General features: G+C 60.5%; 9 protein-coding genes. 1 reads left to right on the top strand and 8 read right to left on the bottom strand.

Annotation, left to right across the window (positions count from 1 at the left end; translation table 11 throughout):
- Positions 1 to 53 precede the first annotated feature (53 nt).
- Positions 54 to 1,022, top strand: a complete 969-nt coding sequence (locus AAF659_RS10255; protein WP_349751652.1) for an alpha/beta fold hydrolase — start codon at positions 54 to 56, stop codon at positions 1,020 to 1,022.
- On the opposite strand, the gene AAF659_RS10250 is transcribed toward AAF659_RS10255, so the two are convergent.
- The 8 genes from AAF659_RS10250 to aroK all read right to left on the bottom strand — a co-directional run bounded on the left by AAF659_RS10250 (position 1,019) and on the right by aroK (position 14,397).
- Positions 1,019 to 2,743, bottom strand: a complete 1,725-nt coding sequence (locus AAF659_RS10250) for a BamA/TamA family outer membrane protein (protein ID WP_349751651.1) — start codon at positions 2,741 to 2,743, stop codon at positions 1,019 to 1,021. The two genes, AAF659_RS10255 and AAF659_RS10250, sit on opposite strands and share 4 nt — an antisense overlap.
- Before the next feature lie 33 nt (positions 2,744 to 2,776).
- On the bottom strand, positions 2,777 to 4,174 hold the full coding sequence (gene radA / locus AAF659_RS10245) for a DNA repair protein RadA (protein WP_349751650.1): 1,398 nt from the start codon (positions 4,172 to 4,174) through the stop codon (positions 2,777 to 2,779).
- A gap of 19 nt (positions 4,175 to 4,193) precedes the next feature.
- Positions 4,194 to 5,249 (bottom strand): uroporphyrinogen decarboxylase, encoded by a 1,056-nt coding sequence (hemE, locus tag AAF659_RS10240; RefSeq protein ID WP_349751649.1) that lies wholly within the window; start codon positions 5,247 to 5,249, stop codon positions 4,194 to 4,196.
- Positions 5,249 to 6,667, bottom strand: coding sequence for a glutamate synthase small subunit GltD family protein (locus AAF659_RS10235; RefSeq protein WP_349751648.1), 1,419 nt, complete (start codon positions 6,665 to 6,667; stop codon positions 5,249 to 5,251). Before AAF659_RS10235 ends, hemE begins: the two co-directional genes overlap by 1 nt.
- A 48-nt stretch (positions 6,668 to 6,715) precedes the next feature.
- Complete coding sequence (gltB, locus tag AAF659_RS10230; RefSeq protein ID WP_349751647.1) at positions 6,716 to 11,167, bottom strand: glutamate synthase large subunit; 4,452 nt, start codon at positions 11,165 to 11,167, stop codon at positions 6,716 to 6,718.
- 172 nt (positions 11,168 to 11,339) lie between these two features.
- Entirely contained in the window at positions 11,340 to 12,770 is a 1,431-nt protein-coding gene (locus AAF659_RS10225) for an AAA family ATPase (protein WP_349751646.1), read from the bottom strand.
- 3 nt (positions 12,771 to 12,773) lie between these two features.
- Positions 12,774 to 13,871: a 3-dehydroquinate synthase gene (gene aroB / locus AAF659_RS10220; protein ID WP_349751645.1), complete on the bottom strand. Its 1,098-nt coding sequence runs from the start codon at positions 13,869 to 13,871 to the stop codon at positions 12,774 to 12,776.
- Entirely contained in the window at positions 13,840 to 14,397 is a 558-nt protein-coding gene (gene aroK, locus AAF659_RS10215) for a shikimate kinase AroK (protein WP_349751644.1), read from the bottom strand. Before aroK ends, aroB begins: the two co-directional genes overlap by 32 nt.
- Positions 14,398 to 14,408 lie beyond the last annotated feature (11 nt).

Raw genomic sequence — 14,408 nt, 5'->3', positions numbered from 1 at the left:
ACAGCTGGGCGAGCGGCTATTGTGTACCCTTTCTCGGGGAATGGGAGTTTCAGATGGCAATACGTACGCTTCAGATACTGGCCCTGCTTCTGACGCTGCTGTTCCTGGGCGGCTGCGCTGGCGTCCAGCAATCCATCCACGATGCCGCCATCAGCTACGAAACCAGTGCCGCCGGCCTGGAACCACAGACTCTGGACTTTGATTACGGTCAGATCCAGATCCTGCGCACACCCGAGCTGGCCCGGGATCGGCCGACCCTGGTGCTGGTTCACGGCTTTGGCGCCAATAAAGAAAACTGGCTCAAGCTGGGCCAGGAACTTGAAGGTGAGTACAACTTGGTCGCGCCGGATCTTCCCGGCCATGGCGACAGCGTCCAGAAACCCGATCTTTCCTATCGCATTCGCGACCAGGCGCAGCGCGTAATGCAGCTGATGGCGCGTCTCGGAATCGACAACGCTCACCTGGCCGGCAATTCCATGGGCGGCGCTATTGTCGCAGTGGCCGCGGCCGAATACCCGGGACGAGTCACCAGCCTCACACTCCTGAACAGCGCTGGCATCCATGCACATCCCTCTAAGCTGGACAAACAGCTGGCAAGGGGCAAGAATCCGCTGATTCTGGATGATCCTTCGGACTACGATGATCTGGTGGCCTTCGCCATGAATGAACCACCGTTCGTTCCCTGGCCGATCAGCTCTGTCATGGCGCGCGAAGCCTACGACAACCGCGACATCAACCGGAAGATTTTTAGGGACATGGAGGCCGGTCGCGAGCAGGATTTCCGCAGCACCCTGACCCGCATCCAGGCGCCGACACTGGTTCTCTGGGGCTCGGACGACCGCATCATCGACGCCGCCAATGCGCCGTTGGTGGCCAAGGCGATTGCTGACAGCCGCCTTGAAATCATCGACGGCATCGCCCATCTGCCCATGATTGAGGCGCCAGCGAAAACCGCTGAACTGATGCGGGCGCTAATCAGCAAGGCATCCGAGCCCCCTGTGCAGCAGGCCGAAGCAAACTAGAACCGGGTACGCCCCCTTAACAGCACCTGCATCTGGTCGATGCTGTCATCCCCGTCGAGTGGGAAAGCGAAGTCCAGATGCAGCATACGCTGCACCTCGATCCGGCTGGAGGCCAGCCGGATCCCGAACCCCACATCTTTGAGAACCCCCTCGTCCGGACCACTGTAGCGTCCGTCATCAAACCAGGCCCGCCCTATGTCTGTGAACACAACCCCGCCCGCACGGAACAGCCTGAAGGGATGCCAATCCGGGAAATAGCGGCGCTCCAGGGTCCAGAGCGCACGCCGGTTACCCTGCTGGTACTCACTGGGATAGCCCCTCAGACCATTTTCGCCTCCGATAAGCAACTGCTGGTCCGCGGTGAGATGACGAGCCGCCGTGATTGACAGGTTGGTGTACCAGCTAGTCCAGCGTACCGAGCCGCCGTAGAAGTAGTCCAGGCTGAACGTCCCCTGCAGGTTCTCGAAGCGGCTCTCGTCCAGACGGTAGCTACCACTCTGGCTGATTTCGTAGCGAGCGTAGTTGGTGTCAGTTGCCAGCAGCGCATCGCGGAACGCCGTGTTCAGAACCACCCGGTCTTCGGTAGCTCCCAGTTCAGGCCACGAGTAGCCCAGTTCAGTGCGCCACACAAACCCATCCCGAACGTCCTCCACCCGCTGCAGCCGGGTCAGGTTCACCATTTCCCGGAACCGGTTTTCGCGCAGATCAAAACCGACCCAAGGGTAGCTAAGGGTGCGCTCTTTCGGAAGCACATCCAGGGCTGGTTCATCAGATAGGCGTTCAAAGCCAAAGGCCTCATAGCGGTAACCCCCGAGCAGCCGCAGTTGGCGGTCATCGCGCTGAGCCAGCCGCCAGCCCCAGTCGATGCTGGCGTAATCACGGCTGCGGCGGTAGTCGGCAATGGCCTCAGCGCCCACCAATCGGGATTCCTCGCGCACGTCATCCAGGCCCCGGATACCGGCGCGCCAGCCCGCCCGCTCACTGTAGAAAGGACGCTGAAGATAGACGCTGCGAGCGCGGCCATCGCTGCGCTCGTCATAGGAAAAACCAGTCTGCCAGTGGGACCCCAGGACATTGGGATCATTAAAATCCACGCTGGTTTCAGTGCGGTCCGGACCACTGGTATAGGAAACACCCAGGCTCTTACCAGTGCCCAGAAAGTTCGGGTCGGAGATACCGGCATTGGTGGTGCTCTCACCCCCGGAACGGGTGGCACCGAAGCTGGGCAGCAACGTCCAGGTATCCCGCGCCAGAACGCTCACCACCAACTCATCACCACAGACACGGGTAACCCCCACCCAGGCAGCGGTCAGATACTCGCGTTGACGCAGGATCCGTTCGGATTCAGCGATCATGCCCGGCTCATAGACGTCCCCCTGGTCAAAGACCAGCTGGGCGCGGAGTGCGGACTTCCAGGTAGGCGTATTGAGCGCGTTCAGCGTCTGGTACAGAAAATGATCCTGTTCCGAGTCGCTGGTATCGAAGATGGGGCGGCGCAGGATGCGGATGCGACCGATCCGGGCACCGTCGGGAATGGCCAGATCACTCTGGCGGGCCAGCTGATCCCGTGGCCTGTCGAGGTCTATGGCTTCAGGCTGGACTTCGCTGACCACACAGCCATCAACCCCGCTCTGGGCCCAGACCCCGGCGCTGAACACAATACCGCCCAGAACGGCAAGCATTCCCGAGAGGACGGCTCTGGCGTCACTGCAATGCACCATACCCTGTAACCATAGCGCTTGGTGACCGCCGCGTCAGTGGGGAAAGAAGCCATCCAGCGCGTCGAGAGCCTCAGAAAGCCGGTTTACCCCGGTCACTTCCATCCCCTCCGGCGGGCGTTTGGGCACGTTAGCGGAAGGCACCAGGGCCTTGCCGAAGCCGTGCTTGGCCGCCTCCTGGATGCGCTCCTGACCGCTGGGCACAGGGCGGATCTCGCCGGAGAGACCAACTTCGCCGAAGATAACCAGCTCTCTGGGCAGAGCCCGGTCACGGAAAGATGAGATAATAGCGGAAAGAAGCGCCAGGTCGGCAGTGGTTTCCACTACTTTCACTCCTCCGACCACGTTGACGAAGACATCCTGATCACCACAATGCAGGCCACCATGGCGGTGCAGGACTGCAAGCAGCATTGCCAGCCGGTTCTGGTCCAACCCGACCGCGACCCGGCGCGGGTAGCCCCCCTGACTGTCATCCACCAGCGCCTGGATTTCAACCAGAAGCGGGCGGGTACCTTCCCAGACCACCATCACCACGCTCCCCGGCGCCGCCTCCGAGCCCCGATTGAGGAAGATGGCGCTTGGGTTTCGGACCTCGCGTAGACCCTGCTCCAACATAGCGAAAACGCCCAGCTCATTCACGGCGCCAAAACGGTTCTTGATGCCGCGCAGCGTACGGTAACGGCTGTCACTGTCGCCCTCGAGCATTAGCGAGGCGTCGATCATGTGCTCCAGCACCTTCGGGCCCGCCAACCCACCGTCCTTGGTTACATGGCCCACCAGGAACAGCACCACCCCGCTCTGCTTGGCAAAACGGGTAAGCGTAGCGGCGCTCTCTCGCACCTGGGAGACGGAACCGGGTGCAGACTCCACGTCCGCCACATGCATGACCTGGATACTGTCGACCACCATGATCGCCGGTTTTTCCTCACTGGCCACCTCCAGCATGCGTTCCACACCGGTTTCCGAAAGCATGCGTACGCCGCTCGCCGTCAGTTCCAGGCGTTTAGCGCGCAAAGCCACCTGCTGCAGGGATTCCTCCCCAGTCACATAGAACACGGACTGGGAACGCGCCAGCTCACACAGGACCTGCAGCAGGAGCGTGCTCTTACCGGCCCCGGGATGACCTCCGAGCAGGACAGCGGAGCCGGACACGAGGCCGCCACCGAGCACGCGATCAAACTCGGCGATGCCGGTGGGGATGCGGGGCTCTTCGGTGAGATCGATGTCGTCCAGGGACTGGATTGATGCACGCTGGCCGGCATAACCGGCAAAGCGGCTTTCCCGAGCCTCACCGGCCGTGCCGCCACCCAGACGCACTTCCGATAGGGTATTCCAGGCGCCGCAGGCACCGCACTGGCCCTGCCACTTACTGTATTCGGCGCCGCAGTCGCCACAGACGTAGGCAGTGCGGGCCTTGCTGCGTTGTTTACTCATCCCTGCTGCCCCGTGGCATTCAGCGTGCGCTGAACTCGTGCACGGCGTCGACCATGACTTTCGCCTTATCCGGATCCACGTCGAGATGCACACCGTGGCCGAGATTGAAAACATGACCGGAGCCAGGACCGTATTCGCCCAGAATCCGTGCCACTTCACTGCGGATCACATCATTCGATGCGTACAGCGTGGACGGATCCAAATTACCCTGAAGCGCCACTTGGTCACCCACGCGACGGCGTGCCTGGCCAATGTGAGTGGTCCAGTCCAGCCCCAGGCAATCCGCACCGCAGCCAGCCATGGTTTCGAGCCACTGACCGCCATTTTTGGTGAAGATGATGACCGGAACCTGACGACCATCGTGTTCCCGGATCAGGCCATCAATGATGCGCTGCATGTAATCCAGAGAGAAGGCCTGGTAGGCGTGTGGACTCAGCGCTCCGCCCCAGGTGTCAAAGATCTGGACGACCTGGGCGCCAGCCCGGATCTGGGCATTAAGGTAGTCAGTCACCGCATCCGCAAGCTTAGCCAGCAATCCATGCAGGACCTCCGGGCTTGCCATCATCAACCGCTTGATCCCCCGGAAATCTTTACTGGAGCCGCCTTCCACCATGTAGGTGGCCAGTGTCCATGGACTGCCGGCAAATCCAATCAGGGGCACGCGCCCGTTAAGCTCACGCCGGATGGTGGCGACCGCTTTCATTACATAGCCCAGATCCCGCTCCGCATCCAGCTGTGGCAGTGCCGCCACGTCTTCGGCGGTGGTCACGGTCTTCTGGAAGCGCGGTCCCTCACCGGTGACGAAGTGAAGCCCCAGGTCCATGGCCTCCGGAATGGTGAGAATATCTGAAAACAGAATCGCCGCGTCCAGGTCCATGCGTTCCAGCGGCTGGAGGGTCACCTCACAGGCCATGCTGTCGTCCTGGCACAGGGCCATAAAGCTGCCCGCTTGCTCGCGCACGCGTCGGTATTCAGGTAGATAACGCCCGGCCTGACGCATCATCCAGACCGGGGTTGCATCCACAGGCTCACCGGCGATCGCACGTAAAAGCCTGTCGTTATGGAGTGGGTTCATTAAATGTCCAGATAGTCCATGATGCCGTCGGCGGCTTTGCGTCCCTCGGCCACAGCCGTAACGACCAGATCCGAGCCACGTACCATGTCGCCGCCGGCAAAGATTTTGGGGTTTGATGTCTGGTACGGGTATTGGCTTGTCTCCGGTGCCATCACCCGACCGCCATCATCGGTTTCCACCGTGTACTGATCGAACCATTCGGAGGGGCTGGGCCGAAACCCGAAAGCCACCAGAACAGCATCCGCAGGAATGATTTCCTCGCTGCCCGGCACAGCCTCCGGTCGCCGGCGCCCATTCTCGTCCGGGTCACCCAGCTGCGTCTGCACCACCTTCACACCTTCCACATGATCCTCACCAATAATGGCAATGGGCTGACGGTTGAACATGAATTGCACACCTTCTTCCTTGGCGTTGTAGACCTCCTTACGGGAGCCCGGCATGTTCGCCTCATCACGCCGATAGGCGCAGGTGACGCTGGCTGCCTGCTGGCGGATCGCAGTGCGATTGCAATCCATGGCGGTATCGCCGCCGCCGAGCACAACCACGCGTTGCCCTTTCATATTAATGAAACGGTCATCCTCACTGTCAAAGCCGAGCCGACGATTCACGTTGGAAACCAGATACGGCAGAGCTTCATAAACGCCGGGCAACTCCTCGCCCGGAAAACCGCCCTTCATGTAAGTATACGTGCCCATCCCCATAAAGACGCCATCATACGCATCTATGATGTCTTCAATAGCCTCATCGGTGCCCACGTCCACACCCAGACGGAACTCGATACCCATGCCTTCGAACACTTCACGGCGCGTGCGCATAACATGCTTTTCGAGCTTGAACTCAGGGATGCCAAAGGTCAGAAGACCGCCGATTTCAGGGTAACGGTCATAGACCACCGGCTTCACGCCGTTACGAGCCAGTACATCCGCACAGGACAGGCCCGCCGGTCCTGCCCCGATTACAGCTACCCGGTAATCGGTCCACTCAACCTTCGAAAGATCCGGCCGCCAGCCCAGAGCGAAAGCGGTGTCAGTGATGTATTTCTCCACGGACCCGATGGTAACGGCACCGAAGCCGTCATTGAGTGTGCAAGCGCCCTCACAGAGGCGGTCCTGGGGGCAGACCCGACCACAGACCTCAGGCAATGAATTGGTTTCGTGACAAAGTTCAGCAGCCTTGAGGATATTGCCCTCAGAGACCAGCTGCAGCCAGTTCGGAATGTAGTTGTGAACCGGGCATTTCCATTCACAGTAAGGGTTGCCGCAGTGTAGGCAGCGATGGGATTGGGAGGCCGCCTCCTGTTCCCGGTAAGGCTTGTAGATCTCGCCGAATTCCTCTCGGCGATCGGTCGCTGGCACCTTTTCGGGGTCGCAGCGCCCAACCTCGATGAACTGGAATTTATTGTTCAGTGTTTCAGCCATGAATCGTCCTCAACTCAGAATTCCTGAAAACCGGGCGCACGCCCGCCGTTATTCGGGGCGGGCACGGGTACTTTCAAGTAGCCCTTTAAGGCTGGCGGCCTTGGGCTTAACCAGCCAGAAGACGCCGATGTATTCGTCCAGGTTCTCAAGGATATGCTCGCCCCAGGCACTTCCCGTCGCCTCGACGTGCTCGCGGATCACACCGCGCAAGTGGTTACGATACGGTTCCATATGCTCACTGGAGATACGATGGATCTCCACCAGCTCATGGTTGTACTTGTCCACAAAGGTGCGGCCTTCATCAAGCACATAGGCAAAACCGCCAGTCATGCCGGCGCCAAAGTTCGGGCCGGTGTTGCCCAGAACCGTAACCAGCCCACCCGTCATGTACTCACAGCAGTGATCCCCGGCGCCTTCGACCACGGCATGGGTACCGGAGTTGCGCACACCAAATCGCTCACCAGCTACCCCAGCCGCATACAGTTTGCCACCCGTTGCCCCATAGAGGCAGGTATTGCCAATGATGGCCGTTTTCTGGGTCTCAAACCGGCTCGCCGCCGGTGGCCGGATGCAGATGCTGCCACCGGTCATGCCCTTGCCCACGTAGTCGTTGGCATCTCCCTCTAGATTGAGATGCAGACCGCCGGGATTCCAGACACCGAAGCTCTGCCCGGCTGAACCGGTCAGGTTGACGGTGATGGGGGCATCCGTCATGCCCTGACTGCCGTGCACGGCGGCGATCTCACCCGCTACGCGCGCGGCAATGGACCGGTCACAGTTGGTGATGCTGTACTCAAAGGTGCCGCCCTGCTTCTTCTGGATGGTCGGCAACATATCAGACACCATCTGCTCAGCCATTTCACCAGGGTCGAAGGGTTCGTTCTTCTCGACCATGCAGTGCTGAGGCTTTTGCGCTGGAATATGACTGTTATCCAGGATCCGTGTGAGATCCAGGTTGTGCTGGCGCGGGGTCTCGCCGGGCAGCAGCTCCAGCAGATCCGTGCGGCCCACCAGCTCATCAAAGGTGCGCACACCCAGCATGGCCATCCATTCACGGGTCTCCTGCGCGATGAACCGGAACAGGTTAATGACCATGTCCACCGTGCCCTGGAAGTGCTCGGACCTCAGGCGCTCGTCCTGGGTCGCCACACCCGTGGCGCAGTTATTGAGGTGGCAGATCCGCAGATACTTACAGCCCACAGCCACCATCGGCAGCGTGCCAAAGCCAAAGCTTTCAGCACCAAGGATCGCGCCCTTGACCACGTCCAGACCCGTTTTCATTCCACCGTCGGTCTGCAGACGCACCTTGTCGCGCAGATCATTGGCGCGCAGTGCCTGCTGAGCCTCACTCAGCCCCAGCTCCCAGGGCGATCCGGCGTAATGGATAGAGGTCAGCGGGCTGGCCGCAGTACCGCCATCATAGCCGGCAATGGTGATCAGGTCCGCATAGGCCTTGGCAACACCCGCTGCCACGGTACCCACACCAGGCTCGGATACCAGCTTCACCGACACCAGCGCCTTCGGATTGACCTGCTTGAGGTCAAAAATCAGCTGCGCCAGGTCCTCGATGGAGTAGATGTCGTGATGTGGCGGCGGCGATATCAGGGTCACACCCGGCACCGAGAAGCGCAGGCGTGCGATCAGTTCGTTCACCTTGCCGCCCGGCAACTGGCCACCCTCTCCGGGCTTGGCGCCCTGGGCCACCTTGATCTGCATGACGTCCGCTTCACGCAGGTACTCGGCGGTGACACCGAAACGCCCGGAGGCGACCTGTTTGATCTTGGACCGCTTCTCCGTACCGTAACGGGCCGGATCCTCGCCCCCTTCGCCGGAGTTGGAGCGCCCGCCCAGACGGTTCATGGCCACGGCGAGGGCCTCATGAGCCTCGGGTGAAAGCGCCCCCAGCGACATGGCGGCGGTATCAAAACGGGTAAAGAGGTTGGCCTCTGACTCCACCTCTTCCAGCGCCACTGCCTGGGTGTCCTTCCGGAATACCATCAGGTCACGCAGCGTTGCCACTGGCCTGTGGTTCACCAGCCCGGCGTATTCCTGATAGCGCCCATAGTCGCCGGTCGTCACGGCTTCCTGAATGGTACGGATCACGTCCGGGTTGTAGGCATGATATTCCTGACCATGCATGTACTTGAGGAAGCCGCCCGGGGGTATTGGCTTGCGTGATTTCCACGCCAGGTCCGCCAGCACCTCCTGGTCCTGCTGAAAGTCATAAAAGGTGGCGCCCTGAATGCGGCTGGTGACACCAGCGAAGCACAGATTCACCACTTCGTCGGAAAGCCCAACAGCCTCGAACAGCTGCGCACCACGGTAGGATACAATGGTGGAAATCCCCATCTTCGAGAGGATCTTCATCAGGCCCTTGTTGATGCCGCGGCGGTAATTGTTCTTGGCGTCGATGGGATCCATCATCAGCTCGCCGCTGCTGACCAGATCGTTGAGCACCTGGTACGCCAGATAGGGATAAACGGCGGTGGCACCGAAACCGAAAAGCACAGCAAAGTGATGGGGATCCCGCGCCCAGCCGGTCTCGACGATCAGGTTGGCGTCACTGCGCAGCCCCTGGGCCACCAGATGGTGATGCACAGCCCCCGTGGCCATCATGGCATTAATGGGCAGTTCACCCTTGTTCAGACCCTTGTCGCTGAGCACCAGCAGCACCTTGCCGTTGCGCACTGCGTCGGCAGCTTCTTCACGCACCGCTTCCAGCGCTTTCTTCAGGCCCAGCTCCGGACGGTAGCTCAGCCGGATACGCTGCACCCCGAACCCGGGCCGATCGTTTTCTTCCAGGCGAGCGAACTTGGCGGGCGACAGCACCGGTGTGGACAGAATGATCCGGTTGGCGTGCTCAGCTGTCTCCTCGAACACATTGCGCTCGGCTCCGATGCAGGTCTCCAGGGACATGACAACGGACTCACGCAGAGGGTCAATCGCCGGGTTAGTGACCTGTGCGAACTGCTGGCGGAAGTAGTCCGCAATATGGCGCACCCGGCTGGAGAGCACCGCCATGGGCGTATCATCCCCCATGGAACCGACCCCCTCCTGGCCGCTCTCACCCAGGGGGCGCAGCACCTGATCACGCTCTTCAAACGAGACCATGAACATTTTCTGATAGGTCTTGAGCTCATCATCCTCCATGAGCTCAAACGACTGGCTGCTTTCATGCAGCAGGGTCGACTCCACCCGGAGTGCGTTCTCTCGCAACCATTGCTTGTAAGGCCGTGCGTTCTTCAGGCGCTCGTTGACCTCACTGGTGCCCAGCACCTCACCTTCTTGCGTATCAATGGCCAGGAGCTGACCGGGCCCGATACGGCCCTTGGCCACTACGGACCCCGGGTCATAGTTCCAAACGCCAATCTCCGAGGCCACGGTAATAAGACCATCATCCGTTTCCACCCAGCGGGAAGGGCGCAGCCCGTTACGGTCCAGCATGCACACGGCGTAGCGGCCATCCGCCATAACCATGCCTGCCGGCCCGTCCCAGGGCTCCATGTGCATGGAGTTGTATTCGTAGAACGCGCGCAGCCCGGCGTCCATGCTGTCCACATTCTGCCACGCCGGCGGCACCATCATGCGCAGGGCCCTGAATATATCCATGCCGCCAGCCAGCAACAGTTCCAGCATGTTATCCATGGCCGAGGAGTCTGAACCAGTGCGGTTCACCAGCGGCTGGAGCTCCTCCAGATCCGGAAGATTGGGACTGCTGAATTTGGAGCCCCGGGCAACCGCCCAATTGCGATTGCCTTCGATGGTGTTGATCTCACCATTATGTGCCAGCAGGCGGAACGGTTGGGCCAACGGCCACCGGGGCGCGGTATTGGTGGAAAAACGCTGGTGGAATACGCACACGGCAGTGGCCATGTCCGGATCGCCCAGATCCGGATAGAAGGTAGGCAGATCCACCGGCATCATCAGGCCCTTATAGGACAGTGTCCGGTTGGAGAGACTGCAGACGTAGAAGTCCGGATCATCCTCCAGATCAATCTCGGCACGACGACGACCAACAAACAGCGCCACACCCAGTCGTTCCGCATCGACGGAACCGGATGTCACGAACACCTGCTCAATAGCCGGCAACGCATCCAGTGCCATCTGCCCGAGGCAATCGGTATTGGTCGGCACGGTACGCCAGCCGACAACCGTCAACCCCTCGCCGGCAAGGCGCGACTCGAGCACTGAACGTGCCCTTGCTGCGCGCCCGGGATCATGGCTGAGAAACATCTGGCCGACGCCGTAATCCGTTCCCAGGTCCGCGCCCAGATCCTGTTTCGCCACCTTGCGGAGGAAGGCATCCGGGAGATTCAGAAGCAGACCACATCCATCTCCTGTCTTGCCGTCAGCAGCAATACCACCGCGGTGGGTCATGCAGGTCAGCGCATCGATGGCCGTGTTAAGGACCCTGTGGCTGGCCTCGCCCTGCTTTTGGGCAATGAGGCCGAACCCGCAGTTATCCCTGTATTCATCGGGCTGGTACAAACCTGTCATCATAGCAGTTTCTCTTTAGAGATTCTTCTAATTCAAAGACTTAAACAATACCCACAGGCATCTTTAAGCCTTCGGTTTTCACAAAAAGGCAGCGTAGTCTACACGCGCGCCAGAGCCCGCTCAAATAATTGATTCCGAAAAAAGCTAACTGGGCAGGTTTTTATGTATTTTAATTCTAAAGATCGTCGTACGCCCGCGGCCAGGGATTAAGCGCCTTCACCTGTTCCGGCAGAGACTCAATCGCCGCGCGGGCCGCATCCCGATCCGCATAGGTCCCGCGCACCACAATGAACCACGGCTCCCCCTCATGACGCGTCCGGGTATAGACCGCGTTGCCCACATCATTGTCATCCATGAATTCTAGGGCAGTAGATTCGTTGAAACTACCCAGAAGTTGAAGCGTAAAGGCGCCCTGAGCATCTTCGCGATACCACTGCGCCTCCCGGAAGCGCTCAGGTCTGCGCGGGCTGAACCCGTCATCCTCAGCGGCACTATCTGTAGAGCTGGTCTCGGGTTCGGGCTCGGGCTCGGGCTCGGGCTCGGGCTCAGGATCCGTTTCCGGCACTGGCGAAACATCCAGAAGCGGCTCAGGCTCACGCTTGATACGACCTTCTTTTACACCATCCTGGGCCTCAGCCTGTTCGGTTTCCGCGATGACCTCCCGGGCCCGCTCAACCTCATCAAATGCCGCTTCCCCCGACGCTGCGTCTTTCACCATTTCCGTACCATTGCCTTCCCCGCCATACTGAAGCGACACCAGAATTACACTGACACCAAGAGCCAACAGGGCAATACCACCCCACAGCCGCCAAGGCAAACGCCGCGTCCCGCCTGTCGGAAAACGCTGTGCCCGAACCCCGCCGGACGCTCGCTCCTGACCCCTGTTGCCAGCAAGGATTCCCGGTGCAACCCGTCTTATCGTGCGCAGATTGCCGCCACTGTACTGCTGTATGCGGCGGACCGCACTATCTGTGAGCAGAGGCGTTGCATCATCGCCCACATGGTCAAAGCTGGCATGGATGAAGTGGCGGACATCCTCTTCCTGCAGTGGTGGCAGTACAGCTTCATGGACACAGGCGCTTCGGGCGGGGTCGGTCAGAGGCGCGCGCCGGATCAATTCGCCTGATCCAGCGAGTACCGGGACCGCGGCCTGGCCTGTATCACTGGCGGCAAACCCATCAACCAGAGCCGCGAGAACATCATCCCCCAACGCCTCCGCATCATCCAACATCAGCACCCAGCGCCGATCCCGCTCCGCCTGACCGGCGCTCCACTGAAAGAAGGCCCGGGCAGCTTCCGTAGGAGCCATTCCCACCAGCGCCTGCCCGCTGAGGCGCGACAGCATACCGGGGAGTGCCGAGGCGTCCGCGAGACTGTCCGCCCGCAGCCGCTGCACGGAAAGGCGATGCGCAGCATTACGCGCGAGCTCCGCCAAAAGCCGGCTTTTGCCCGCCCCTGAGTCACCAGTGAGCAAGAGAACCATATCCCCGAAAGCAACCAGGTGCGCCAGGGTATCCAGCTGATGCTGGCGCTGCGCCCCGGTGAAGAAGAAGCCCGGGCTTTCGGCAAAGGGATCCGACGTGCCCTGCCCCGCCTGATCACTCATGGTTCAGTCCAGTGGATGACAGAAGTGGTTGAGGGTGGCCTCAAACGCCTCAGAGTCGAAGTCCTCGGTGACGAAGGCATCGCCCAGTGATCGCAGCAACACCAGCCGGACCCGGCCACTGACATTCTTCTTGTCCACCTGCATCAGGGCTCTGAAATGGACCGGCGACATACCCTCCGGTGGATTCACGGGCAGGCGGGCGCGGATCAGAAGCTGACGCACGCGAACCGAGTCGTTGTAGTTCAAATACCCCAAGCGTTCGGACAGGTCCGTGGCCATCATCATGCCAGCGGCCACAGCCTCACCATGCAACCAGTCGCTGTACCCTGTATGCGTCTCGATGGCATGACCGAAGGTGTGCCCGAGGTTGAGCAGCGCGCGGACGCCGGATTCACGCTCGTCCTCGGCCACAATAGCCGCCTTGCATTCGCAGGAACGGCGGATGGCTTCCCTGAGCGGCTCAGGCTGCATCGCCATCAAATGGTCCATGTGCTCTTCGAGCCAAGCAAGAAAATGTTCATCCCGGATGAGCCCGTATTTGATCGCCTCCGCCATGCCCGCCGCCATTTCCGTAGGCGGAAGAGAGCCCAGCGTCAGCGGATCAGCGACCACAATGCGCGGCTGATGAAACGCCCCAATCATGTTCTTGCCCTGGGGATGATTGATACCAGTCTTGCCCCCTACGGAAGCATCCACCTGGGCCAGCAGCGTCGTCGGAATCTGGATGAAATCCACGCCACGCTGCCAGGTCGCGGCTGCGAAACCGGTGATATCCCCGATCACTCCGCCACCCAGCGCGACCAGGGTAGTACGGCGTGTGTGCTGTTTCTCAATCAGCACGTCAAAAATGCGGTTGAGCGTTTCCCAGCGCTTGTAGCGCTCGCCGTCGGGCAGCACCACGTCGTCAATCCGGCATCCCGGGAAGCTGGCGCGGACCTGTTGCAGATAGAGTGGCGCTACTGTCTGGTTGGAGACAATCAGCACCTGCTCACCAGCCACCCACGGGCTGAGGTCCATACTACCGAGACTGCCTTCCTCGATCACGATGGGATAGCTACGGTCTCCAAGCTCAACGTTCAGATGATCCTGCTTCGGTTGCATGCACATGTCCTTCCGGTTCTTCGAGAGCCCGCGAGAGATAGCGTACGAGGTGACGGGGGCCGCGCTGGCTGCCTTCCACGGCAAAATCCGCAATTTCACGGTAGAGCGGATCACGCTCTTCAAACAGCCGCTCAAGCACCCCTCGCGGGTCAGGGTTCTGGAGCAGTGGCCGGTTGCGATCCATACGCGTGCGCTCGTACTGAAGATCGGGCGTAACACGCAGATAGATAACGCAACCATCTGTCATCCGTTGCCGGTTTTCCGGCCGCAACACGGCGCCACCACCTGTTGCCAGCACAATACCAGATTCATTGAGAAGCTCATCAATCAGCCGGCTTTCGCGGTCCCGGAATCCGGCCTCCCCTTCCATGTCAAAAATCCAGGGGATGTCCGCGCCAGTGCGCTCCTCCAATACACGGTCCGTATCGTAGAAACGGTAGCCAAGTGAGCGCGCGAGCTGACGGCCCACGGTGCTCTTACCCGCGCCCATGGGCCCAACGAGGATGATTCTTTCCGGCAGCGCCATAGCAGAGATTC

The sequence above is a fragment of the Salicola sp. Rm-C-2C1-2 genome, from assembly GCF_040196175.1.
In the GTDB taxonomy this organism is placed as follows: Bacteria; Pseudomonadota; Gammaproteobacteria; order Pseudomonadales; family Oleiphilaceae; genus Halospina.
This window is presented reverse-complemented; position numbering and strand designations above follow the sequence as displayed.